At 63.8% G+C, this 25,660-nt stretch carries 15 protein-coding genes and 4 tRNA genes; all 19 read right to left on the reverse strand.

Translation table 11 applies throughout. From position 1 onward, the window contains the following. Nucleotides 1-5 precede the first annotated feature (5 nt). Entirely contained in the window at nucleotides 6-848 is an 843-nt protein-coding gene (locus BG83_RS0117390) for a YfaP family protein (RefSeq protein WP_024977890.1), read from the reverse strand. 10 nt (nucleotides 849-858) lie between these two features. Next, nucleotides 859-1,650 carry a YfaP family protein gene (locus BG83_RS0117395; protein ID WP_037032064.1) on the reverse strand — a complete coding sequence of 264 codons (792 nt, stop codon included), beginning with the start codon at nucleotides 1,648-1,650 and terminating at the stop codon, nucleotides 859-861. Between the two features lie 8 nt (nucleotides 1,651-1,658). Further along, complete coding sequence (locus BG83_RS0117400; protein WP_024977892.1) at nucleotides 1,659-3,389, reverse strand: YfaQ family protein; 1,731 nt, start codon at nucleotides 3,387-3,389, stop codon at nucleotides 1,659-1,661. 7 nt (nucleotides 3,390-3,396) lie between these two features. After that, complete coding sequence (locus tag BG83_RS0117405; RefSeq protein ID WP_024977893.1) at nucleotides 3,397-8,181, reverse strand: alpha-2-macroglobulin family protein; 4,785 nt, start codon at nucleotides 8,179-8,181, stop codon at nucleotides 3,397-3,399. A gap of 8 nt (nucleotides 8,182-8,189) precedes the next feature. Beyond that, nucleotides 8,190-8,894, reverse strand: a complete 705-nt coding sequence (locus BG83_RS0117410; RefSeq protein ID WP_024977894.1) for a DUF1175 domain-containing protein — start codon at nucleotides 8,892-8,894, stop codon at nucleotides 8,190-8,192. After that, a complete protein-coding gene (locus BG83_RS0117415) occupies nucleotides 8,891-10,744 on the reverse strand; it encodes a DUF2138 domain-containing protein (RefSeq protein ID WP_024977895.1) in 1,854 nt (617 codons plus the stop codon). The genes BG83_RS0117410 and BG83_RS0117415 overlap by 4 nt, the downstream gene beginning before the upstream one ends. Before the next feature lie 262 nt (nucleotides 10,745-11,006). Then, nucleotides 11,007-15,236, reverse strand: coding sequence for a DNA-directed RNA polymerase subunit beta' (gene rpoC, locus BG83_RS0117420; RefSeq protein ID WP_024977896.1), 4,230 nt, complete (start codon nucleotides 15,234-15,236; stop codon nucleotides 11,007-11,009). Nucleotides 15,237-15,363: 127 nt separating this feature from the next. Further along, complete coding sequence (rpoB, locus tag BG83_RS0117425; RefSeq protein ID WP_024977897.1) at nucleotides 15,364-19,470, reverse strand: DNA-directed RNA polymerase subunit beta; 4,107 nt, start codon at nucleotides 19,468-19,470, stop codon at nucleotides 15,364-15,366. Nucleotides 19,471-19,920: 450 nt separating this feature from the next. Then, on the reverse strand, nucleotides 19,921-20,295 hold the full coding sequence (gene rplL / locus BG83_RS0117430; protein WP_004634456.1) for a 50S ribosomal protein L7/L12: 375 nt from the start codon (nucleotides 20,293-20,295) through the stop codon (nucleotides 19,921-19,923). Between the two features lie 63 nt (nucleotides 20,296-20,358). Beyond that, on the reverse strand, nucleotides 20,359-20,865 hold the full coding sequence (gene rplJ / locus BG83_RS0117435; RefSeq protein WP_024977898.1) for a 50S ribosomal protein L10: 507 nt from the start codon (nucleotides 20,863-20,865) through the stop codon (nucleotides 20,359-20,361). A 376-nt stretch (nucleotides 20,866-21,241) separates the two neighbouring features. Beyond that, nucleotides 21,242-21,940: a 50S ribosomal protein L1 gene (gene rplA / locus BG83_RS0117440; RefSeq protein WP_024977899.1), complete on the reverse strand. Its 699-nt coding sequence runs from the start codon at nucleotides 21,938-21,940 to the stop codon at nucleotides 21,242-21,244. Between the two features lie 2 nt (nucleotides 21,941-21,942). Then, nucleotides 21,943-22,374, reverse strand: a complete 432-nt coding sequence (rplK, locus tag BG83_RS0117445; RefSeq protein ID WP_004634453.1) for a 50S ribosomal protein L11 — start codon at nucleotides 22,372-22,374, stop codon at nucleotides 21,943-21,945. 175 nt (nucleotides 22,375-22,549) lie between these two features. Next, nucleotides 22,550-23,134 carry a transcription termination/antitermination protein NusG gene (gene nusG, locus BG83_RS0117450; protein WP_024977900.1) on the reverse strand — a complete coding sequence of 195 codons (585 nt, stop codon included), beginning with the start codon at nucleotides 23,132-23,134 and terminating at the stop codon, nucleotides 22,550-22,552. 12 nt (nucleotides 23,135-23,146) lie between these two features. After that, nucleotides 23,147-23,527 carry a preprotein translocase subunit SecE gene (gene secE / locus BG83_RS0117455; protein ID WP_024977901.1) on the reverse strand — a complete coding sequence of 127 codons (381 nt, stop codon included), beginning with the start codon at nucleotides 23,525-23,527 and terminating at the stop codon, nucleotides 23,147-23,149. Nucleotides 23,528-23,586: 59 nt separating this feature from the next. Continuing rightward, nucleotides 23,587-23,662: transfer RNA gene (locus BG83_RS0117460), tRNA-Trp, on the reverse strand. An 89-nt stretch (nucleotides 23,663-23,751) separates the two neighbouring features. Then, on the reverse strand, nucleotides 23,752-24,942 hold the full coding sequence (tuf, locus tag BG83_RS0117465; protein ID WP_004634449.1) for an elongation factor Tu: 1,191 nt from the start codon (nucleotides 24,940-24,942) through the stop codon (nucleotides 23,752-23,754). A 43-nt stretch (nucleotides 24,943-24,985) separates the two neighbouring features. Next, nucleotides 24,986-25,060: transfer RNA gene (locus tag BG83_RS0117470), tRNA-Thr, on the reverse strand. A gap of 19 nt (nucleotides 25,061-25,079) precedes the next feature. Beyond that, a tRNA-Gly gene (locus tag BG83_RS0117475) sits at nucleotides 25,080-25,153 on the reverse strand. A 56-nt stretch (nucleotides 25,154-25,209) separates the two neighbouring features. Next, nucleotides 25,210-25,295 (reverse strand) — tRNA-Tyr (locus tag BG83_RS0117480). Nucleotides 25,296-25,660 lie beyond the last annotated feature (365 nt).

Consider the following 25,660-nt stretch of genomic DNA (forward strand, 5'->3'; position numbering starts at 1 on the left):
GTGGGCTACTTCATCGTGAAACTGCGTAACAGCGTCAGATCGCCGGCTTTGCGCATCGGCACGACAAACGTCTGCTGGCGCTCGGATGGCGTGTTCTCGTCGGTGATGATGGTGACGGTGGCGGTCGTGATCGCGCTGCGGTCATTGCCGCTGCCGTAGTAATTCACGTAGACGAGATACGTGCCGGGCACGGGGGCCGGGTTCGAATAGATCTCCGGACCATAGCCGGTCGTCACGTCCACGTCGAGCGCGCCGCCGTTTTCGACCACGCGGTTGCCGTACCACGCGTGCTGCCCATCGGGCGAAATGACGTGCAAGTCGAGATCGGTGCCGTCGGTGTCCCACGACAGGACCACGCGCAAACGCGGACGCTGCTTGCCGGAGTAGCTGTCGTAGAACTGCACGCGCTTGGCGTCGCCGCGCGCGCTGCGCACCTCGACGCTGTTGCTGCCCGCGCCAAATGCATACGGGCGCGAGAACGTACCGTCGGCCTCGATGCGCTGCGGCATGGCCACGCCGTTGACGATCAGCGTGCCCACCGACGAGCCATCGGCTCCGCGACGGCGGCGCGGCTTGCTTTCGTCCGCTGCTGCGGCAGTCTTCGGCTGATTGCGGATGCGCCCCGCAATCATCGACGCGATGCCCTGCCCTTGCGGCGTCGAGACCGACACCGCCGGGTAATGCACGTCCTGCGTGTAGCGGGATTCGTCGCCCGCCGAATTGCGCCAGCCGTTGAGCGGCGCGGTGATCTCGATATTCCCGGCGTCGGTTTGCGCAAGCACGCCGCCGGCGGCCACAGACGCGGCAAGCGCGATGGCAACGGCAAGACGGAAAGTGGAAGGCATCATGTGCGTCACGTCAGAAGCGGATCGATTTCATCAGCGCCAGCTCGCCGATCTTGCGCAGCGGCACGCTGACGAACTCGCGCCGCTCGTTGGGCGTGTTCTCGTTATAGATCAGCGTCAGTTGCGCGGTGATGAGATCGCGATCGTGCGCCTTTTCGTCGAAGTTGTAGCCGCCGGCGTTGAAGTTGCCCCAGTAGTTCACATAGAACAACCACACGCCCGGACGCGGCGCGGCAGTCGAGAAAATCTCCGGCCCGGCACCGTCGACGCTGTCCACGTCGAGGCCGCCACCGTCGGACAGCAGTGGCTGCGCCCAGAACGCGTGATCGCCAATCGGCGAAATGACGTGCATGTCGACCTCGGCGCGCGGGTCGTCCCACGTGAGGATGGCGCGCAGCTTGGCCGATGTCTTGGTGGTGTCGGCCTCGTAAAACTGCAGGCGCTGGCGCGACTGGCCGTCGGGGCTCACGATTTCGACGCTGTTCGAGCCGGGGCCGAACGCCCAGGGGCGCGCGAAGCGGCCTTCGCCATCCCCATACAGCGGCATGGCGTTGCCGTTGACAACGAGCACCGGCGGGCGACGCTGCTTGCCAGCCGCGCGGATGCGCCCGGCGATGAGCGTGCGGTATTTTTGCGCACCACGGTCCACGGGCGGTTTCGGATACGCCGCGGTGTATTGCTCCAGCTCGTTGGTCAGCTTGCTGTTGCGCCAGCCGCCGATGGGTCCTTCCAGATCGGCCACAGGCTCAGCCAGCGCCGAAGCGGCCCGCAGCAGCACAGCGGCCCCCAGCGCCAAGCGCGTCATCCCACTCTTCACAGCAAACCCTCCCCTCGGATCAGGCGACGCGCCATCGCCTCGACAAACTGTTCGTCCTGCCCACGCGGGTGCCGCGCAAAGGCCAGATGCAAATATTCGTGCGTCAGCGCGATGCGGTCTTCCTCGGTGGCAAGCCGGTGCACGTAGAGCCGGTTGCGGCGCGCATCAGCGTACGGCCGGCCCTCTTGTACGACGCACACCGCGGGCAGCGGCGGTGTCTCATAACCGGGCTCGGCACTCAGGCGCGCGGACCAACGCGGTGCGTGCGCCTGCAGCCACTGCTGTGCGCCTGCCACCGGCGAACAATCCCCCGCCACCGGGCTCTGGAACGACGTAAGCGTCGCCTGCGGCCACCACTGCGCGAGGATGGCATCAAACCCCTGACCGCGCTGTGCGGCGGCACGCGCAGCGGTCCAGCTCATCTGGCCGCGCGCGCTGATGGTGCCGTGGTACTGCACGGACTGGCCGGTCAGGACCAGCGTGTCGGTAAATTCGGCGGCGTTGCGTGCAGCGGCCAGCGGCGGGCGCGGCAGCACGCGCTGCGTGCGCGAGCTGTCGGCGATGCGGTAGCAGCCCTTGTCGCGCGAGGCGTGCTGCACAAGGTAGCTGCGCGCCGCCACGGCCAACGCACGCGCGGCCTGTGGCTCGGCAAGTTCGCCTTCGCGCTCGACCACGCGCGCCACGTAATCGTTCATGCCCAGGCGGCCCGTGATGACCGGCGTGTTGTTCTGGCGTGCGAGCGTCAACTCGCCTTTGCTTTCGATCGGCAGGGTGTTGCCGTTGGCGAAGCGCACGGCGTAGCGGCCTTCGAGACGCCCGGGGGCAACCGGTTTGCCGCTGCCATCGCGCACCTCGCGAATCGGGTAACGCGCGAAGAAGTCCACCGCGACGCAGGCATCATCGTCGGGCACAGGCGTCTGCTCGATCAACGGCGTGAGGCGCGGTGCGGCGGCGGCCAGCACCTGGTTGCTCGACCCAGCGCCGCCCAACCAGACGGGCGTGCCATCGGCCAGCCAGCCAGCCGCGCCGCCAATCGACGCGCCGGGGCGCTGCGGGTCGGGCATCGTCCACGTCTTGGCACGCAGCAGGCCGCCGAAATCCGATACCGTGCCCTCGCCGCGCCCGACGGTCAGCACGGAGACGAGCGTCTGCGCGGCAGTCTCGCGACCATCGGCCGGGACGGACCGCAACGCGGTGAGCAGATCGGCGACCGGCACGCGATGCGTCGGTTGCATGGCACGCAGGTCGCGCAGCCATGCGGGCGATCCGGCTTGCTGCCAGAAGCGGCGCCAATCCGCGCGATCCAGGCCCAGACGTGCGGGTTCGAAATAGCGTCCGCACGATTGGATGAGCGCGCGCTCACGGTCGATGCTGTTGCCGGCAGTGCAGCAGTAGACTTCCTCGGCGTCGTTGCCGTGGCACGTGTAGTCGGGCGTGTTGATGCGGCGAGAGACGAGGTAGCTGTAGACGAAGAGCTTCCAGACGCTGCCGAGCGGCGTTTCGGCGTCGCGCGGCAACACGGTGGCTTGCGGCACGCCGCCGGCCGGGTCAGCGCTGAATTGCCAGAGCCTGGCTTCGTCGCCTTGCAAAGCGGCATATCGCAGTTGCGGAAGGGGCTGGCCAACCGGCGCGGCGGTGGCGTGCCCAGCCTGCCCGGCAAGCGCGCAGGCGCTAGCAGCCCAGAACAGGCCGGTCAGCACACCACGCGCGAGCAGGCGGGAGCGCATCGCCAGATCACTCCACCTTGAACGGATAGCTAGCCGTCTTGCCGTCGCCCTGGAACGCCTTCGCTTCCGGCTGGTACATGCGGAAGTAGCGCACCGGCGGCAGCGCAAAGCGGCCCGGCAGCGAGAAGCGCACAAGCTGGCGCAGCACGGTCGGGCGCTCCAGCGCGGGCACCGGCTGGTTGTACGAGAGCTGACCCATTTCATACGCGGCCTTGCGCTCGAACGCCTGCGCACCGTTGCCTTCGTTCGGCTCGCCTTTCAGGCCGTCGATCTGGATGCCCCAGGTGGTGGCTTCCACTTCGGCGCCCGGCGGCAGCGGCACTTCGACCAGGCCGTAGCGGTACGTGCCTTGGCGCGGCGTCAGCACCACCTCGTCAACGTAGAGGGCGTTGCTGTCGAGCGTGTCGCCTGGCTTGACGGGCTTGGCGGTAAAGGCAATGCCGCTGCTGGTAGCGTCGGCCGCCGGCTGCTTGAGCGCCTTCGGATCGGCCTTGGCGGGCGCGCTGTCGATCGGCTCAAGACGGTACAACTTGCGCTCCACCGTGATCGGCAGCTTGGAGGCCTCGGCCGCGCGGCTGCGGTACGACACGATGGCCGATTGTGTGGTCACGTCGGTCGGAGCCGCCGTCAGGTCCAGCGCGGCGGGCACTTGCGCGCCGGTCCAGCGCCACGTCGGCACACCCACCGGCGAGCGCGTCGCCTGCCAGCCGCCGGCCGAAACGGCCGGCTGGACGGTGGCAGCGCTCGCGCCCTGCAGGCCGCCCAACCCCTTCTGCAGCCAGACCAGCGCGACAGCGCGATCCATCGTCGGCATGGCGGCACTCGCGCGGGCCAGCAACGGCGCCGGGTCGGCTGCCGAGCGGCCACCGCCCATCAGCAACAGGCTCTGCACCAGCGGCGAGTTGTTGGCAGCGAGCGCGTTGCGTGCAGCAATGTCGGCGGAGACCAGCGCTTCCGGCACCGGCTGACCGATTTGGCGCATCAGTTGTGCCGTCAGCACCGTCGCAACCTGACGGCCACGCGTGGAATCCGGTGCCACGAAGATCAGGCTGTCGCCCCCTGCAGGATCGGCATCGGCCGGGGCCTTGGCCGCCTTGCCGCCACTAGGCGCAAGCTCGTTGGCCACCCCCGACAGCGGCGTTGCCACCGGCAGGCCCATCTCGTTGGCAAACCACAGCGCGAGCGCGCGATGCAGCAGCGGCTCGTTCTGACTGGTGCGCTTGTAGGCTTCGAGCACCTGCTTCCAGTTGTCTGCCGGCAGGCTGATGCCGACCGAGCGGCTGGCGAGCCAATCCGCGTAATACGCATACGACGTGATCAGCGCGCTGCTGGTCGTCAGCTCGCCCCACCAGCCGAAGGTGCCGTTGGTGCCGGCCAGCAGTGCCAAACGCTGGCGCTGCGTGCGCAGCAGCGCGTCGACGCCTTGCGTGCCTGCGGGGCCACCGTCACCCAGACGCGTGCCGGTGGCAGCCAGACTCTGCTGGGCAAGCGCCAGCGGGATCAAGCGGCTGGCGGTCTGCTCGGCGCAGCCGTACGGATACTCGATCAGGTCATCCGCCACGCGGGCGAACTGGCTGGCCGTGTTACCGACCACGCGCAGGCGCACGTCGCGCGCATCAGCCGGCAGCCCAAGCGGCAGGCGCGTGCCCTGTAACTGCGTGAGCGGGACGACGTTTTCACGGTCGGCCAGCCAGCCCGCGGCATCCAGCTTGAGCGTGGTCTGCAGGCGGTCCGACACATTGTCGTCCTGCTTCAGCTCGGCATTCACGACACCCGCCTGCAGCGCCGTGACGGGCGCGCGCAGGTAGTTGGCGCCGCGCTTGAGCGTCACGCGCTGGTTGATGTTCAAGCCTGCGCCCGAGACGATCCAGTCGGCGGTGATGTCCTTGTCGGTCTGGTTGAAGGCGACCATGTCCAGACGCGGCTGATCGCTTTCGCGGAAGCGTTGCGGGCCGGTCCACTTCAGGTAGAGCGGCTTGTCGGAGCGGATGCTCGCGGTGCGCTGGCCGACGATGCCGTCCGATGCGCCGGTGGTGGACACCGCGCGCACGGTAATGCGCCAGCGCGCCAGCGAATCCGGCATCTTGAACGTCATGCGGGCACGGCCATCGGCGCCGGTCTGCAGGTTGGCGACCCAGGCGGCGGTGTCCTGCTCGTCGCGGCGGGGCCGCTCCAGCACCTTCACGCCGCGCTCGTTGTGGCGGCCATACGTGCCACCCGGTTTGCCCGGCAGCGAGGCGAGCGCCAGGTCATAGCTGATGAAGCTCTGGCTCGATGTGGTGCGCACGCTGTTGCGGCGCGGGTGATAGAAGAAGTCGACGATGCTGGGGGCCACTTCTGGCTGCAGCACGTAGATCATTTCGTCGACCACCGAGACGGTCAGGTTGGCCGGCACGGGCTTGCCCGCCAGCGCGCTGGTCAGGTCCAGCGTGACGGTCTCGCCCGGGGCGTAGACGGCCTTGTCGGCATGCACGCTCAAGTCCAGGGTGGGTTGCGTGACGACGATGCCGGCGTTCTGGAACACCATGTCGCCGTCGCGAACGTACAGCACCGAGAACGTCATGTTGGGCGCGAACTCTGCGCCGATCTTGATGCGCGCGCGGTATTGCGACGGCGTGACCTTCTGCAGGCTCAGCCATTCGCCGCCGCGCGTGAGCAACGCATGGCGCTCGACTTTGTCGCGCTCCAGCGTAAGCAACGCGTCGTCCACCGGTTGCGGGAACGTGATCAGCGCTTCGGCCGTGTCGCCAATCTGATAGCGGTCGCGGTCGAACACCATTTCGATATTGCCCGGCACGGTCTGCACGCCATCGCCAGCCACCCAGTGGCTCGATGCGGCAAGCAGGTTGCCGGCAGCATCGCGCACCGACAGCGTGTACGAGCCCGGTTGGTCAAACTTGACCGGGAACGTGGCGTTGCCCTTGGCATCCGGCGCGAGCGTGCCTTCGGTGCGCGTGCGCGTTTCCAGGCGCACCAGATCCCACTTGGCGGGCGGGGCGCTTGCACCGCTTGTGCCACCGACAACCGGCATCGGCGTGAGCGTGAACGAGACGTTCTGCCCCGGCGTGGTGAAGTTCGACGTGGTCGACAGCTTGTACGGCGTGGCGCCACGTGCGATCAGCAATTCGCGCGTGACCTTCACGCGATACGCCGCACCGTCGTTGGCGAACACGGTCACGACGTAGCGGCTCGGCTCCTTGGCGGCGGGCAGTTCCAGCTTGGCGTTGCCGTCCCCATCGGTGGTCAGCTCCTGCTGTTCGAGCTTGACGGGGAACAGGCCCGCGTAACGCAGCTCGCCCTCCACCATCGTCACCTGTTGCGCGCGCAGGCTGACCGATACCTTGCCGTTCTTGACCGGCTTGCCATCCGGATAGCGCAGGCTGATCTTGCCCTTGACCGCTTCGCCCGTGCCGTAGCTCGCCTTGTCCAGCGACAGGTTCACGTCAAAGTGTGGCTTGATGTATTCGGCCACGCGGAAAGCGCCACCATAGGTGCCTCCGTTGTAATCGAAGCGCAGCGAGTAGCCGCCTGCCGGTGCGTTGGACGGCAGCGTAAAGCGCGCGTCCGCCCCGGTCTCACCCGCCAGACGCGTGGTGGACGTGGCTACCGGCGCGCCATTCGGGTCGAGCACTTGCAGCTTGATGTCGCCGGCAGCCGGCACAGTCGATTCGGTCGCGTTCTTGAAGTTGCGGCCGATGAACTTGACGTTCACTTCGTCGCCCGGGCGATACAAGGGACGATCAGTGAAGGCGTACAGCTTGGTGTTGTAGATCTCGCTGTCGTAATAGAAATTCTCGGAGATGAACACGCCGCCCGCGCGGTCGTTGCCGATCACGTAGCTGCGTTCGGGCGAGACGTGGCGCAGGTCGGCCGTGCCGTCCGCCTCGGTGGTGCCCGAGGCGAGCACGCCCACACCGTCGGTCCAGCTCACCGACGCGCCGGCAACGGGCTTACCGCTCTTGCGCTCGGCCGTCCACACCATCATCCCTTGCGAGGTGCCCTTGGTAACGGCCACGGTGTCCGACACGAACAGCAGCGTGTGCGCACGGTATGCGCCAATCACTGCTTCAACGATGTACAAACCCGCCGGCAGCTTGCCGACCGGAATCATCACGTTGCCGGCGTTCTGCGGCATCCATTCGCTGCTGCTGCCCTCGAGCTTTACGTCCTTGGGCGGTGCGATGGGCTTGGCGTCCCAGATCGGGTAGCGGAAGCGGCCCAGCAGTTCGTAGCCCTTGAGCGGCGCATATTGCGGGTTGTGCGAGAAGCGCGTGGGCGCGGTCATCTGATCGCCCATGCTGAACTGCGGCGCGGTCTCCACGGCCTTGCTGCGCGTGGCGAACGACAGCACGCGTTGCCAGGCGCGGCGGGCCTGGCGCGTCCAGTTGTCCCACAAATAGGCGAGCGTGTTGGCCAGGCCTTCACCCGTGTAGTTAGCCTTGACGTCGATGCGGTGCAGGTTCTTCTGCGCCTTCAGAAATTCCAGCGGCTGTGGCACGCGGTAGACGAGGATGTCTGCACCGCCGTAGCGGGACAGTTCGTCCTTGTACTCGCGGCCCGGCGCTTCAAGGCGGACCATCGCTTCCTGATCGGTGCCGTAGCTCGCATCCGACAACAGAAAGAATGGCTGCCCCTTGAACGGCTCGTAGCCGCTGCCTGGCACGTCGAACAGCGTGGGGTTGGGCTTCTCCGGCGCATCGGCCGCGTGCGCTGCCGGTACCGAAGCGACCAACGCCAGCACCGTCAGGCAGACGGTGGCAACGAGATTGAACGACAGCCAACGGTTGCGCATGAGTTTTTCTACCGTGTCAAAAAGGCCAGACGAAACACGCCGATGAAGTTGGGGTTGCCGCTCTGCGGCTGCCAGCGCGAGTCTTTCCATTGCATCAGTTCAGAGACCGGGACCGCGCGCAGGCCGTTGTCGGTGCGGGTGACGGTGCCGGTGTGGTAAGCGATGTAGCGATCCATCCAGATCATCAGATGCTGGTCGTCGCCTTGATCGAAGAAGAGCAGATCGCCTGGGAGCGCTTGGTTGACATCCTTGGCGATGAATCGGCTGTTCTGCTGGATGAGCCCTAGCGCCGAAACGTACGCTCCAGTACTGCCATCGAAGCGCGCCCACCGCTGCGTCAGCGTGCGCTGGGCAGGCGTGAGATTCAGTTCAGGCGGCAGGTGTCGCGCGGATTCCGCGTCGCGCATGCCGTTGGCACGCAGCCACCGAGCGTCGTGCGTGCGCAGCGCCTCGCCAGCGGCGAAGCGCACGAGGCCGGCGCAGTCGCGATGCGTCCAGCGCGGCGTCGGGCCTTGTCGAAGCTGCTCGTTGACGATGCGAACGAACCACGCACGGAACACACTGGATTGATCCGGCGTCAGTGCATCGGCGTCCGCCGGCGCCGTGTCGGCCCAGCCCGACAACGCATGCACAGACGGAGCGAGCAGGCAGGCGCCCGCCGCCGTCAACCAACGGCGGCGGTTCAGCGCGGCGGCCTGGGCGCGCAGCGTCATTGCGTGCTTGTGTTGTCTTCGGAAGCGGCAGCCGCAGCCGCTGCGATCGGCGCATCGGCCGACGGGACTGACGCTGCAGCGGCGTCAGCCGGCGGCGGCGTGCCATCGCCACCGGCAGGCAGACCGCGTCCGCTTGAGAGCCACGTCACCGGCACCCAGCCACGCGACGACGGCACACCGCCATCCAACGCCAGTGACACCGGCGCATACCGCGACAACGCCTTGAGCTTCGGAAACAGATGCGTCTGCGCAGCGTTCAGGAACACCGCTTCCTGGTCGGCCGGCAGCGCGGCACCGGCTTCGCGGCGGACGAGCGGCGCGAGCGATGCGGGCGTCATCGTCAGGACGATGCGGTCAGTCTTGTCCTTCGGCAAGCTATCCGCCACCGCCGGGAAGCGCTTGGCGAGCACTGCCAATGCGTCATCGACGAGGCGCGCATCCGGCGAGAACACCACCACGTCTCCCGCAATCGCCAGCGTGACGGGGAAGTAGCGATCCGAGGACAGCTGCGCGGCAAACGGAGCATCCGCCGATTGCGCCGTACCGTAGGGTGCGCTCACCGGGCGCTGCCACAGCGTGGCGTTGGCGGGCCCCGGCTTCGTGGTCACCGGCAGGCGCTTGTAAGGGCCGGACTTGTCGTCGGCCTGCGCCTTGGCTTCGTACGACCCAACGATCTGAGCGAACAGCGCTGCCAGGGCCGGCTTGACCGCCTCGGCCTGCGACGCCGACGACAGCTTCGCTACGAACAGCGGCGCGACCAGCGACGACTTGCCGTACCAGCACGCTGCAGCCGGGCCCGCAAACGCATCGCCAACGTGCGCGGCGGCTTCACTGATCTCCTTCGCGTCGCCGGCCACGGATCGCAGCAGCGTGCCGGCGGCCTTCCAGTCGACCGGCAGCGTGGCGCACGCGGCCGGATCAGACGGGAGCGCGCGCCACAGGCCTGCGTTGTCCCACTTGCCGGTCAGGCGGCTCGGGTCGATAAGCGCGGCGCTCTGCCAGCCGTTGCCCCCGCCGTCCTTGCCCGAACCGAAGTCGAAGCGCAGCGCTTCAATGCCGGGAAAGTACTGCTGATAACCGAACGACAGATAGTTCGCGCTCACCACAACGTGATGGCCCGTCGGCTCCTGCGCGGGCAGCGCGTACGCTGTGCCCTGCACGTTGCGCCTGCCGGTATCGTCCGACAGCAGCGCCGCCAGCGCGCTCGCCTGCTTGGAAATCGGCTTGCCGTCCTTGTCCAGCAGGATGCCCGGTTCGGACAGCGCGATCAGCCGATCGCCCTTGCTGGCAACCAGGATCGAACGCGTGGCCGAGAGCCTGAGCGCGTACACCGGCGCGCCGGAATCGCCGAGCCCATCGGCGACTTTGCTGAGCTGCGCGTCGCTCGTAGCCACGGTGGCCACGGCTTCCAGCGCCTTGGCCAAGCCATTGCGCTGCATCGAGAGCACCCAGTAGCGCAGCTTGTCGTCCGGACCACGCCACAGCATCACGCGGGCGGGCTCGTCAAACACGTGCTTGAGCACCGTCTCGGCCAGGTCGAGCTTCTGCTCGTACGCCAGGCGGCGCAGCGCACCGGCCACCGAGAGGCGGTCTTCGTTGCCTTCGTAATAGGCGACGAAATCTTCGGTCAACACATCGCGCAGCAGCGGCACGCGCAGCACGTCGCGCGGCAGTTGCGACAGGCTTTGGCTGTCGATCAGGGCGTCGGGATATGTCAGGTCGAGCTGGACCTGGCGAGCGTGCAGCGCGCGTGTGCGGCCAAACGGGTGCCAGACCATCTGCACCACCGCCGCACCGGCAACGACCAGGGCGACCGCACCAACGGCGATCTGCTTGCGTGTGAGCTTCATGGAGGAATCGTCGGCAAGACTGGAGGGGCCGGCGACTTGCTGGAACCTGCTTCGCTGGAGGGCGAGCAGATTGTAAAAAGTGCCGGTCTATAACCGCGAAATCATAGCGGTTGGCATGTTAAGGCGGGTTAACGTCTCAAGAAAATACGAATCGGGCGACGCCGGTGTTGTTTTTGGTGTCCGCACAAAGCGCCGGAGAAGAACGCGGGCAAAAAAAAAGCCCGGCACATGGCCGGGCTTTGATGGTGTTGCTTGCGTTCGCTTACGCGTCGCCTTCTTGCTGGACGGCAGGCGTTTCGAAGATCGAAGCGGCTTCCTCTTCGGCAATCGCTGCAGCGCGGTCGCGGTCGGCCACTTCCTTCGCCTTGCGGGCGCGGTGGTAGGCCAGGCCGGTACCGGCCGGGATCAGACGGCCAACGATGACGTTTTCCTTCAGACCACGCAGGTCGTCGACCTTGCCCATGATGGCGGCTTCGGTCAGCACGCGCGTGGTTTCCTGGAACGACGCCGCCGAGATGAAGCTGTCGGTCGACAACGATGCCTTCGTAATACCCAGCAGCAGGTTCTCGTAGGTCGCCGGACGCTTGCCCAGCGCGATCACCTTGTCGTTTTCGTCGAGCAGGTCCGAACGCTCCACCTGTTCACCCGGGATGAAGCGGGTGTCGCCGGTATCGACGATCTGCACGCGGCGCAGCATCTGACGAACAATCACTTCGATGTGCTTGTCGTTGATCTTCACACCTTGCAGACGGTACACGTCCTGCACTTCGTCGACGATGTAGGTCGCCAGTTCTTCCACGCCCTTCAGACGCAGGATGTCGTGCGGGTCAGCCGGGCCTTCAACGATCATTTCGCCCTTGTTGACCACTTGGCCGTCGTGCACCAGCACCTGCTTTTCCTTGGCGATCAGGAACTCGTGGGCATTGCCGTCGAGATCCGTAATCACCAGGCGCTGCTTGCCCTTGGTGTCCTTACCGAACGAAGTCGTACCGGTGACTTCCGCCAGCACGGCGGCGTCCTTCGGCGAACGGGCTTCGAACAGCTCGGCCACACGCGGCAGACCACCGGTAATGTCACGCGTCTTCTGCGATTCGGTCGGGATACGTGCGAGCACTTCACCCACGTGCACTTGCTGACCGTCCTTCACGGTGATCAGCGCGCCCACCTGGAAGCCGATGGTCACGGAGTGGTCCGTGCCCGGGATCTTCACTTCAGCGCCCGACGAGTCGAGCAGCTTCACCTGCGGACGGATGCCCTTGGTGGCAGCGGTACGACGCTTCGCATCGATGACCACCAGCGTCGACAGACCGGTCACTTCGTCCATCTGCTTGGCGACGGTCACGCCTTCTTCGACGTTCTCGAACTTGATGGTGCCCGAGTACTCCGAGATGATCGGACGCGTCAGCGGATCCCACGTGGCGAGCTGCGTGCCGGCCTTGATGGACTGACCATCCTTGACCAGCAGCGTTGCGCCGTACACGATCTTGTGGCGCTCACGCTCACGGCCGTGGTCGTCGGTGATCAGCGCTTCGCCCGAACGCGAGATGACGATCTGCTCGCCCTTCGCGTTGGTGACGTAACGCATGGTCGCCGTGAAACGCACGGTACCGGTTGCCTTCGCTTCCACGCTCGATGCCACTGCCGCACGCGATGCCGCACCACCGATGTGGAACGTACGCATCGTCAGCTGCGTGCCCGGCTCGCCGATCGACTGCGCAGCGATCACACCCACGGCTTCGCCCGAGTTCACCAGCACACCGCGGCCGAGGTCGCGACCGTAGCACTTGGCGCACAGGCCGTAGCGCGTATCGCAGGACAGCGGCGTGCGAACCTTCACTTCGTCCACGCCCAGCGCGTCGATCAGGTCCACCATGTCTTCGTCGAGCAGCGTGCCGGCTTCGATCGCGGTTTCCTGCGTTTCCGGGTTCACCACGTCGTTGACGACCACGCGGCCCAGGATACGGTCGCGCAGGGCTTCAATCACTTCACCGCCTTCGACCAGGGCCTTCATGGCCACGCCGTTGGAGGTGCCGCAATCGTCTTCCACCACCACCAGATCCTGCGTCACGTCGACCAGACGACGGGTCAGGTAACCCGAGTTCGCGGTCTTCAGTGCCGTATCAGCCAGACCCTTACGTGCACCGTGGGTCGAGATGAAGTACTGCAGAACGTTCAGGCCTTCGCGGAAGTTCGCGGTAATCGGCGTCTCGATAATCGAGCCGTCCGGCTTGGCCATCAGGCCACGCATACCTGCCAGCTGACGGATCTGCGCCGCGGAACCCCGTGCACCCGAGTCGGCCATCATGTAGATGGAGTTGAACGACTCTTGCTTGACGGTGTTGCCGTTGCGGTCGATCACGTCTTCGGTCTGGAGCTGCTCCATCATCGCCTTGCCCACCTGGTCACCAGCGGCACCCCAGATGTCCACGACGTTGTTGTAACGCTCCTGGTCCGTCACCAGACCCGACATGTACTGCTTGTCGTATTCCTTCACCTTGGCGGCAGCCTCGGAGATGATCTTCTCCTTGGCCGGCGGCACCAGCATGTCGTCGATGGCGATCGAGATACCGGCGCGCGTTGCCAGGCGGAAGCCCGACTGCAGCAGCTTGTCAGCGAAGATCACGGTTTCGCGCAGACCGCACTTGCGGAACGCCGTGTTGATCAGGCGCGAGATTTCCTTCTTCTTCAGCGGCTTGTTCAGCACCGAGAACGGCAGACCCTTCGGCAGAATCTCCGACAGGATCGCGCGACCGACCGTGGTCGATTGCAGCGTGATCTTCGGCGCGAAGCGGGCGTCGCCGTCGGCTTCCGGGTTCACCAGGTCGTACTCGGTGATCCGCACGTTCACGCGCGAAGCCAGTTCGACTTCCTTGTTCTCGTAGGCGCGGATCACTTCCGAGATGTCGGCGAACGTCATGCCTTCACCGCGGCCGTTGATCTTGTCGCGGGTCGTGTAGTACAGACCCAGCACCACGTCTTGCGACGGCACGATCGACGGATCACCGTTGGCCGGGAACAGCACGTTGTTCGACGCCAGCATCAGCGTGCGCGCTTCCATCTGCGCTTCGAGCGACAGCGGAACGTGAACAGCCATCTGGTCACCGTCGAAGTCGGCGTTGAACGCCGCGCAGACCAGCGGGTGCAGCTGGATCGCCTTGCCTTCGATCAGCACCGGCTCGAACGCCTGGATACCCAGACGGTGCAGCGTCGGCGCGCGGTTCAGCATCACCGGATGCTCGCGGATCACCTCTTCGAGGATGTCCCACACCACCGGCGTCTGGCTTTCCACTTCCTTCTTCGCCGCCTTGATCGTGGTGGCGATGCCCATCGTTTCCAGCTTGTGGAAGATGAAGGGCTTGAAGAGTTCGAGCGCCATCAGCTTGGGCAGGCCGCACTGGTGCAGCTTCAGCGTCGGGCCCACCACGATGACCGAACGGCCCGAGTAGTCCACGCGCTTGCCCAGCAGGTTCTGACGGAAACGGCCGCCCTTACCCTTGATCATTTCAGCCAGCGACTTCAGCGGACGCTTGTTGGCACCGGTCATCGCCTTGCCGCGACGGCCGTTGTCCAGCAGCGAGTCCACCGCTTCCTGCAGCATGCGCTTTTCGTTGCGCACGATGATTTCCGGCGCCTTCAGCTCAAGCAGACGCTTCAGACGGTTGTTCCGGTTGATCACGCGGCGATACAGGTCGTTCAGGTCCGACGTGGCGAAACGACCGCCATCCAGCGGCACCAGCGGACGCAGCTCGGGCGGCAGCACCGGCAGCACTTCGAGGATCATCCAGTCCGGCTTGATGCCCGAACGCTGGAATGCCTCGAGCACCTTCAGGCGCTTGGCGAACTTCTTGATCTTGGCTTCCGAGCCCGTGGCCTGCAGCTCAGCACGGATCGTCTCGATCTGCTTCTCGATGTCGATGCCGCGCAGCAGCTCGCGAATGCCTTCGGCGCCCATCATGGCGACGAATTCGCCTTCGCCGTACTCGTCGCACTTGGCCAGATAATCGTCTTCCGACATGATCTGGCTCTTCTTGAGCGCGGTCATGCCCGGCTCAACCACGACGAATGCTTCGAAGTACAGCACGCGCTCGATGTCGCGCAGCGTCATGTCGAGCACCATGCCCAGACGCGACGGCAGCGACTTCAGGAACCAGATGTGCGCGGTCGGCGCAGCCAGTTCAATGTGGCCCATGCGCTCACGGCGCACCTTGGCCAGCGTCACTTCAACGCCGCACTTCTCGCAGATCACGCCACGGTGCTTCAGGCGCTTGTACTTGCCGCACAGGCACTCGTAATCCTTGATCGGGCCGAAGATCTTGGCGCAGAACAGACCGTCACGCTCAGGCTTGAACGTACGGTAGTTGATGGTCTCGGGCTTCTTGACTTCGCCGAAGGACCACGAACGGATTTTCTCAGGCGACGCGAGGCCGATCTTGATCGCGTCAAACTGCTCTTCTTGCTGTACCTGACGGAATAGGTCGAGCAATGCTTTCATTCCAAACTCCTTGAGTTTGAGGCTGGCGTCTTGGTGTGACCCAAAGTCGCCGACCCTAAATCTTCGTCAATGGCTGCTGTTACCAGGGCATGGCGATGCTGCCGCCACGCCCTCACCGCATCGGCGCTCAGTTGCGCTCGAGGTCGATGTCGATACCCAGCGAGCGGATTTCCTTCACCAGCACGTTGAACGATTCCGGCATGCCGGCATCGATCGAGTGCTCGCCCTTGACGATGTTCTCGTACACCTTGGTCCGGCCATTCACGTCATCCGACTTCACGGTCAGCATTTCCTGCAGCACGTAGGACGCGCCGTACGCTTCGAGTGCCCACACTTCCATTTCACCGAAACGCTGGCCACCGAACTGGGCCTTACCGCCCAGCGGCTGCTGCGTCACCAGCGAGTACGGACCGGTCGAACGCGCGTGCATCTTGTCGTCGACCAAGTGGTGCAGCTTCAGCATGTGCATCACGCCCAGCGTGACCGGACGCTCGAAGGCTTCACCGGTGCGACCGTCGAACAGCGTGACCTGTTGCTTGGAAGCCGTCAGGCCCTTCTCCTTCGCGATGTCTGCCGGATAGGCGAGGTCCAGCATGCGGCGGATTTCGTCCTCATGCGCACCATCGAACACCGGCGTCGCGAACGGCACGCCCTTCTTCAGGTTCTCGGCCAACTCGAGGATTTCAGCGTCCGACAGGCTGTCCAGATCTTCAACCTTGCCGCTCTCGTTGTAGATCTGACCCAGCAGCTTGCGGATCTCGGCAGCCTTGGCTTGCGCCTTGAGCATGTTGCCGATGCGCTCGCCCAGACCGCGTGCGGCCCAGCCCAGGTGGGTTTCGAGAATCTGACCCACGTTCATCCGCGAAGGCACGCCCAGCGGGTTCAGCACGATGTCAGCAGGTGTGCCGTCGGCCATGTAGGGCATGTCTTCGATCGGGGTGATCTTCGACACAACACCCTTGTTACCGTGACGGCCGGCCATCTTGTCGCCAGGCTGCAGGCGACGCTTCACGGCCAGGTACACCTTGACCATCTTGATCACGCCCGGCGGCAGTTCGTCGCCTTGCGTGAGCTTCTTGCGCTTCTCTTCGAACGCGAGGTCGAAGTCGTGGCGCTTCTGCTCGATGGCGACCTTCACGGCTTCCAGTTGCAGCGCGACTTCGTCTTCCGCCGGGCGGATGTCGAACCAGTGCCACTTGTCCAGATCGGCCAGGTATTCCTTCGTGAGCGCGGTGCCCTTGGCCAGCTTCTTCGGGCCGCCGTTGGCAACCTTGCCCACCAGCAGGCGCTCCAGACGCTGGAAGGCATCGCCTTCCACGATACGCAGCTGGTCGTTCAGGTCCAGGCGGTAGCGCTTCAGTTCTTCGTCGATGATCGACTGGGCGCGCTTGTCACGCACCACGCCTTCACGCGTGAAGACCTGCACGTCGATCACGGTACCGCTCATGCCCGAAGGCACGCGCAGCGAGGTGTCCTTCACGTCGGACGCCTTCTCACCGAAGATCGCACGCAGCAGCTTCTCTTCCGGCGTCAGCTGGGTCTCGCCCTTGGGCGTGACCTTGCCGACCATCACGTCGCCGGCTTCCACTTCTGCGCCGATGTACGTGATGCCCGATTCGTCCAGGCGAGCCAGTTGGGCTTCGGCCAGGTTCGAGATGTCGCGCGTGATTTCTTCCGGTCCGAGCTTGGTGTCGCGAGCTACGACCGACAGCTCCTCGATGTGGATCGAGGTGTAGCGGTCTTCAGCCACGATGCGCTCCGAGATCAGGATCGAATCCTCGAAGTTGTAGCCGTTCCAGGGCATGAACGCGACCAGCATGTTCTGGCCGAGCGCCAGCTCGCCCATGTCGGTCGAGGCGCCGTCAGCGATCACGTCGCCGCGGGCAACGACGTCGCCCACCTTGACCATCGGACGCTGGTTGATGTTCGTGTTCTGGTTCGAACGCGTGTACTTGATCAGGTTGTAGATGTCCACGCCGACTTCACCAGCGACAGCTTCGGCATCGTTCACGCGGATCACCACGCGGTTCGCATCAACGTAGTCGACCACGCCACCACGGGTTGCCTGCACGGCGGTACCCGAGTCCACTGCCACGGTGCGCTCGACGCCGGTACCCACCAGCGGCTTGTCTGCACGCAGGCAAGGCACGGCCTGACGCTGCATGTTTGCGCCCATCAGTGCACGGTTTGCATCATCGTGCTCGAGGAACGGCACCAGCGAAGCTGCAGCCGACACGATCTGCGACGGTGCCACGTCGATGTACTGCACGCGGTCCGGCGTGACCATACGGGTTTCACGCTCGCTACCTTCACGCGCGGAGACCAGTTCGTCGATCAGGTTGCCGTCCTTGTCCAGCGTCGCGTTGGCCTGCGCCACCACGTACTTGCCTTCCTCGATGGCCGACAGGTAATCCACCTGATCGGTCAGCTTGCCGTTTTCAACCTTGCGGTACGGCGTTTCGAGGAAGCCGTAGTCGTTCAGTTGTGCGTACAGCGCCAGCGAGTTGATCAGACCAATGTTCGGACCTTCCGGCGTTTCGATCGGGCAGACGCGGCCGTAGTGGGTCGGGTGCACGTCACGGACTTCAAAGCCCGCACGCTCGCGCGTCAGACCGCCCGGGCCCAGGGCCGAAATACGGCGCTTGTGCGTGACTTCCGACAGCGGGTTGGTCTGGTCCATGAACTGCGACAGCTGCGACGAACCGAAGAACTCGCGAATCGCCGACGAAATCGGCTTCGAGTTGATCAGGTCGTGCGGCATCAGGTTTTCCGTCTCGGCCTGGCCCAGACGCTCCTTCACGGCACGCTCAACGCGCGACAGACCGGCGCGGAACTGGTTTTCCGCCAGTTCGCCGACGCAACGCACACGGCGATTGCCGAGGTGGTCGATATCGTCCACTTCGCCCTTGCCGTTACGCAGGTTCACCAGCAGCTTGATCGTGTCGAGGATGTCCTCGTCCGTCAGCACCATCGGGCCGGTACCAGCCGAACGGTTCAAGCGGCTGTTGACCTTCATGCGGCCAACGCGCGACAGGTCGTACGAGTCTTCGTTGTAGAACAGACGTTGGAACAGCGCTTCAACGGCGTCTTCGGTCGGCGGCTCGCCGGGGCGCATCATGCGGTAGATAGCGATACGCGCGGCGGTCTGGTCGGCCGTGTCATCCGTGCGCAGCGTCGCCGACATGTACGGACCTTGATCGAGGTCGTTCGTGTACAGCGTCTGGATTTCCTTCACGTCGGCGTCGCGAAGCTTCTCGAGCACGCCTTCGGTCAGTTCGTCGTTGGCATTGGCCAGGACTTCACCGGTGTCCGGATCGACGATGTTCTTCGCCAGCACGCGGCCCAGCAGGTAGTCTTCCGGCACGCTGATCAGCTTGGTGCCGGCGGAATCCAGGTCACGGATGTGCTTGGCGTTGATGCGCTTGTCCTTCTCGACCACGACCTTGCCGTTCTTGTCGGAAATGTCGAAGCGAGCGACTTCGCCGCGCAGACGCTCGGGCACGAATTCCATCAGTGCGCCTTCGGTCTTGAGCGTGAAGTTGTCGAACACGAAGAAGTGCGCCAGGATCTGCTCCGGCGTCAGGCCGATCGACTTCAGCAGGATCGTCACCGGCATCTTGCGGCGGCGGTCAACGCGGAAGTACAGGATGTCCTTCGGGTCGAATTCGAAATCGAGCCACGAGCCACGGTACGGAATGATCCGCGCCGAGAACAGCAGCTTGCCCGAGCTGTGCGTCTTGCCCTTGTCGTGCTCGAAGAACACGCCCGGCGAACGGTGCAGCTGGGACACGATCACACGTTCCGTACCGTTGATCACGAACGAACCGGTGGAGGTCATGAGCGGAATTTCGCCCATGTAGACTTCCTGCTCCTTGATCTCCTTGACCTTGGTGGGATTCTCGCGGTCGTTGATGATCAAGCGCACTTTTGCGCGCAGCGCCGAGTGGAAGGTCAGACCACGCTGCTGACATTCCTTGACGTCAAACGGCGGGTTGGACAGGTGGTACGACACGAACTCCATGCGTGCCAGACCATTGTGCGACACGATGGGGAAAATGGCGTTGAACGCCGCTTGCAGACCTTCGCTCTTGCGTTGTGCAACAGGAGCGTTCTCCTGCAAGAACTGGGCATACGATTGAATCTGGGTGGCAAGCAGGAAGGGAACCTGATGAACCGTTGCGCGTTTCGCGAAACTCTTGCGAATACGCTTCTTCTCGGTAAAGCTGTACGCCATGGGATCTCCGAATCATCGCAAGTGCGCGCGACGGACTTAAGGCGATAAAGCACGCCTGACACTTGAGGTGTTCAGCGACTGGTGACGGGATTTGGCGGTTGGCCGCTACCAACCTCTGGCTGACGGTACTGCGCGCGCCACCCGCACATGGGCCCATGGAGCCCATGCTACGGACGGGGGAGTACCCGACCAAACTTGCCTTCTGCAGTCGGTTCAGAAGACAAACATCAGCGGACTGCGAACAGCCTAGTGTGCCACTGATGTTTGGCCTCTGCTGGCCTTGTCCTGGCCGGCTGCCGGAAAAACCCGGCAAAGAGACTTCAACGATACTTAAAGCGTGATTGCGGAATCGCTCAACAATCGGCCCTACAAGCGCAAAAAGGCTGGCGCCGGGAAATATCCCTTTGCCAGCCTCTATCGCGTACCGAGTACGGCACGCGAGACCTGCACTTACTTGGCTTCGGCTTCCGCGCCGGCTTCCACCAGCTTCTTCACCAGCTCGTCGGCGGTCTTCTTGTCGACGCCTTCCTTCACGGGCTTCGGTGCGCCATCGACCAGGTCCTTGGCTTCCTTCAGGCCCAGACCGGTGATTTCACGCACGGCCTTGATGACGCCAACCTTGTTCGCGCCGGCGCTCTTCAGCGTCACGGTGAATTCGGTTTGCTCTTCAGCAGCAGCAGCGCCACCAGCAGCAGCCGGACCGGCCACGGCCACGGCAGCAGCCGACACGCCAAACTTCTCTTCGAACGCCTTGACCAGGTCGTTCAGTTCCATCACGGACATCGCGCCAACGGCTTCCAGGATGTCGTCTTTGGTGATTGCCATTTGAATAACTCCAGAATGTGATTCGGTATCGATCGTGCGATCTGTACGCGGTGCTGCAGCCTATTAGGCCGCTGCAGTCTCGCCTTCGCCTTGCTTGGCAGCCAGGGCACCCAGGGCGCGGGCAAAGCCCGACACCGGAGCCTGCATGACGAACAGCAGCTTGCTGAGCAGTTCTTCGCGGCTCGGAATCGTTGCCAGCGCCTTCACGGCGTCGACGTCGAGAACCTTGCCATCGTACGAACCGGCGCGCAGCACCAGCTTGTCATTGCCCTTGGCGAAATCGTTCAGCACCTTGGCCGGGGCCACTGCGTCTTCGGAAATACCGTAGATCAGCGGGCCAGTCAGTTGCTCGGCGAGTTCGGCAAACGGCGTGCCTTCAACAGCGCGGCGTGCCAGCGTGTTCTTCAGAACGCGCAGGTAGACGCCTTGCTGGCGCGCTTGCGCGCGCAGCTTGGTCAGATCGCCAACCGTGATACCGCGATATTCAGCAACGACGATGGTCGAGGCCTTGGCGACTTGCGCCGTTACCTCGGCCACGACGGCCTTCTTATCTTCGAGATTGAGTGCCACGGTTAAGCTCCAAAACGACTTCGGTTTCCACAGTCACTGCGGTCACCTCGGTCAGTCCAAAAGTACGGCGTCCGATTGGCACAAATCACTTCGGCAATACCAAAGTCACTTATTCCCTTCGGGGGCGCCATCTGCGTTGGCCGAGCATCGCCGCCGTTTCCGGAGGGAGCCGCGATTAAGGCGTTGGCCCCAAGGAGCCCTTCACCGCCAACGGTCTTTGATAACCAGCGGCGTCGGCTTGCTCGCGCAAACGTCTACCACTGCCCAAAGTCTGGTCCCTCAAACTTCAAGGGTCCGCGTGGCCGGGGCCACGCGAGAGAAAACTGCTAACACCGGGATGGTTATCGGGCCACCCAGTGCGAATAATCGAGGGCTATCAGGCAGCCGCCAGGGTCGCCTGGTCAACGCGCACGCCCACGCCCATCGTCGACGAGACGGCGACCTTGCGCAGGTACACACCCTTGCTCGATGCCGGCTTGGCCTTGGTCAGTGCGTCCAGCAGTGCAGCCAAGTTGCTCTTCAGCGCTGCCGGCTCGAACGAGCGGCGGCCGATGGTGGCGTGGATGATACCGGCCTTGTCGACACGGAATTGAACCTGACCAGCCTTGGCGTTCTTCACGGCCGTGGCAACGTCCGGCGTCACGGTGCCGACCTTCGGGTTCGGCATCAGGCCGCGCGGGCCCAGGATCTGACCCAGCGTACCGACCACGCGCATCGTGTCCGGCGAAGCGATCACGACGTCGAAGTCCATCTTGCCGGCCTTGATCTGCTCGGCGAGGTCTTCCATGCCGACGATCTCAGCGCCAGCAGCCTTGGCTTGCTCGGCCTTGTCGCCTTGGGCAAACACGGCCACACGCACCGACTTGCCGGTACCAGCAGGCAGCACCACCGAACCACGGACCACTTGGTCCGACTTCTTTGCATCGATGCCAAGTTGCACGGCCACGTCGATGGACTCATCAAACTTGGCGCTGGCGCATTCCTTGACGAGGCTCAGCGCTTCGTCGATCGGATAGAACTTGGTACGCTCGACCTTGGCCTTGTTAGCGGCCGTACGCTTCGAAATCTTTGCCATGATTACAGGCCCTCCACCGTGATACCCATCGAACGGGCGCTACCGGCGATCGTACGCACGGCGGCGTCCAGATCTGCAGCGGTAAGGTCAGCGTTCTTCGCCTTGGCAATTTCTTCTGCCTGAGCGCGAGTGATCTTGCCGACCTTGTCGGTATGCGGCTTGGCGGAACCCTTCTGGATACCGGCAGCCTTCTTGATGAGCACGGTCGCCGGCGGCGACTTCATCACGAAGGTGAAGCTCTTGTCGGCGAAAGCGGTGATCACCACCGGCACCGGCAAGCCCGGTTCCATACCTTGAGTCTGCGCGTTGAACGCCTTGCAGAACTCCATGATGTTCAGACCGCGCTGACCCAGGGCCGGGCCGACGGGCGGGGACGGATTTGCTTTACCAGCCGGAATTTGCAGCTTGATAAAGCCAATAATTTTCTTGGCCATCTTGACTCCAATCCGGATTGCCTAGCTCAAACGACCACGGCAATCCTGTTGAGTGGTAACGCATCGGCGCAGAGCCGACGCTCCTCTGTTGGCGCGGGCGGCTTCGCCACCGTTGCCCGCCAAGTCCAGTGGACCGGGCGAATGGCGCGGTGGCTTGCGCCACCACGCCGATTTTTTAAACCTTCTCGACCTGACCGAACTCGAGCTCGACGGGCGTCGCACGCCCGAAGATCGTCACGGAAACGCGCAGGCGCGATTTCTCGTAGTTCACTTCCTCGACGTTGCCGTTGAAATCGGTAAACGGGCCTTCCTTCACGCGCACCATTTCCCCCACTTCGAACAGCGTCTTGGGACGCGGCTTTTCGACCCCTTCCTGGATCTGGGCCATGATCTTGTCGACTTCGCTCTTGGAAATCGGCGAGGGGCGATTGCCCGTACCACCAATGAAACCAGTCACCTTGGAAGTGTTCTTCACCAAGTGCCAGGTCTCGTCGGTCATCTCCATTTCGACAAAGACATAGCCGGGGAAAAGGCGGCGCTCCGTCACGGTCTTACGACCGCTCTTGCTCTCCATCACCTCTTCCGACGGCACCAGAATCTGGCCGAACAGATGTTGCAGGCCTTCGCGCTCGATGCGCTCCTGCAGCGCGCGTTGCACGCTTTTTTCCATGCCCGAATAGGCATGCACGACATACCAGCGCTTTTTCGAGGCCGGTGCGGACGAATCCGCGGACGTGTCGTTCGCTACGTTATCCGTCATGGCTTTACCCGATTATTTCCAGCCCAGCACGAGCGAGAAGATCACCCACTCGATGAGCTTGTCCGCAGACCACAGGAACAGGGCCATGATCACGACGAACGCAAACACCAGACCGGTCATCTGCCCGGCTTCCTTTCGCGTCGGCCACACCACTTTGCGAACTTCGCGGTACGACTCGCGCGCGAACTCGATGAAGCCCTGCCCAGGTGCGGACACCAGCGCAACGCCTGCGCCCAACACCAGCCCGCCGATCAGCGAGGCAGCACGGACATAGCTCGGCTGTTGCGCCAGCAGGTAAAAACCGATCACCCCAGCAACCAGCAGTAGGAACGCCAAGGCCAGCAACCATTTGCCGCTGGCGGTGTTGACGGTTTCGACGTTCGGATTGGCCATGTTTCCCAAACGAGACTAAGCCGCGTGGCGCGTTTTCCTGCGCGACGCGGCTGATGAATTGGCAGGGGCAGAGGGAATCGAACCCCCAACCTTCGGTTTTGGAGACCGACGCTCTGCCAGTTGAGCTATACCCCTAAAACAGCTTTGGGGTTGCCATTTCGGTCAACCCCACTCTGGCACTTCACGTGCGGCCGGTTGGCAGCCGCACGGAAGAGTTACAGCACTTACTCGATGATCTTAGCGACGACGCCGGCGCCAACGGTACGGCCGCCTTCACGGATTGCGAAGCGCAGACCTTCTTCCATGGCGATCGGGGCGATCAGCTTGACGGTGATCGACACGTTGTCGCCCGGCATGACCATTTCCTTGTCGGCCGGCAGCTCGATCGAGCCGGTCACGTCCGTCGTACGGAAATAGAACTGCGGACGGTAGTTGTTGAAGAACGGCGTGTGACGGCCACCTTCGTCCTTAGACAGGATGTAGACCTCGCCCGTGAAGTGCGTGTGCGGCTTGATCGAACCCGGCTTGCACAGCACTTGGCCGCGCTCGACGTCTTCGCGCTTCGTACCGCGCAGCAGAATACCGACGTTGTCGCCTGCCTGACCTTGGTCCAGCAGCTTGCGGAACATTTCCACGCCCGTGCAGGTGGTCTTCTGCGTGGCCTTGATACCGACGATTTCCAGTTCTTCGCCGACCTTGACGACGCCGCGCTCGATACGGCCGGTCACCACGGTGCCGCGACCGGAGATCGAGAACACGTCTTCCACCGGCATCAGGAACGTGCCGTCAACAGCGCGCTCCGGCGTCGGGATGTAGGTGTCCAGTGCGTCGGCCAGGTTCATGATGGCCACTTCGCCCAGTTCGCCCTTGTCGCCTTCCAGCGCCAGCTTGGCCGAACCCTTGATGATCGGGGTGTCGTCGCCCGGGAAGTCGTACTTCGACAGAAGTTCGCGCACTTCCATCTCGACCAGCTCCAGCAGCTCGGCGTCGTCCACCATGTCGCACTTGTTCAGGAACACGACGATGTACGGCACACCAACCTGGCGGGCCAGCAGGATGTGCTCACGCGTTTGCGGCATCGGGCCGTCAGCGGCCGAGCACACCAGGATGGCGCCGTCCATCTGGGCGGCACCGGTGATCATGTTCTTGACGTAGTCGGCGTGGCCCGGGCAGTCAACGTGCGCGTAGTGGCGGTTAGCCGTTTCGTACTCGACGTGCGCGGTGTTGATCGTGATGCCACGTGCCTTTTCTTCCGGCGCTGCATCGATCTGGTCGTATGCCTTGGCGGCACCACCAAACTTGGTCGCCAGCACGGTCGTGATCGCCGCGGTCAGCGTCGTCTTGCCGTGGTCAACGTGACCAATCGTACCAACGTTCACGTGCGGCTTGGTCCGCTCGAACTTTTCCTTTGCCATGTCGCGACTCCTGTCTCGGTAGCGATTTGCGTTGGTGGATGCGTGGTGCCCATGGGCAGGATCGAACTGCCGACCTCTCCCTTACCAAGGGAGTGCTCTACCACTGAGCCACATGGGCAAAACTTACGAACAGTGAATGGAGCGGGTGAAGGGAATCGAACCCTCGTCGTAAGCTTGGAAGGCTTCTGCTCTACCATTGAGCTACACCCGCCCGGGCTACTTCTTCCCTTGCCGCCCGGCCTTGCGACCGAACTCACTGCTTAATTCTGGTGGAGAGGGTTGGATTCGAACCAACGTAGGCGTAAGCCAACAGATTTACAGTCTGCCCCCTTTAGCCACTCGGGCACCTCTCCGAAGAGAACTTGCGATTATGGGACCATCAGGGCACCCTGTCAAGCATTGCTTGATGAAATCGCGAGATTTCGAGCATTGATGCTTTCATCCTTATAGGGCAATTCAGATCGACGAGGGACTGGCGCCGCTATGCCACTCCAATGCTCGCACCAGGGCGCCGACGGAGAGGCTGGCGGAGCCTTCCTCGGAAGTCACAACCGCAGTCGACCGGTATAGCTAGGAAGATCGCGAACATCATTGCGAGTCGCTGGCCAGCAGCTATATCCACGCGACGCAGCGATGCCTGCGTATCCGCACAAAAGCCACGCACAGCCGGCCCACCGATTCTCCGTACCTCACCGCAGCGAGCGGACGGGCCCGGCTG

Origin of the sequence: Ralstonia pickettii (assembly GCF_000607165.1) — a bacterium.
GTDB classification, from domain to species: domain Bacteria; phylum Pseudomonadota; class Gammaproteobacteria; order Burkholderiales; family Burkholderiaceae; genus Ralstonia; species Ralstonia holmesii.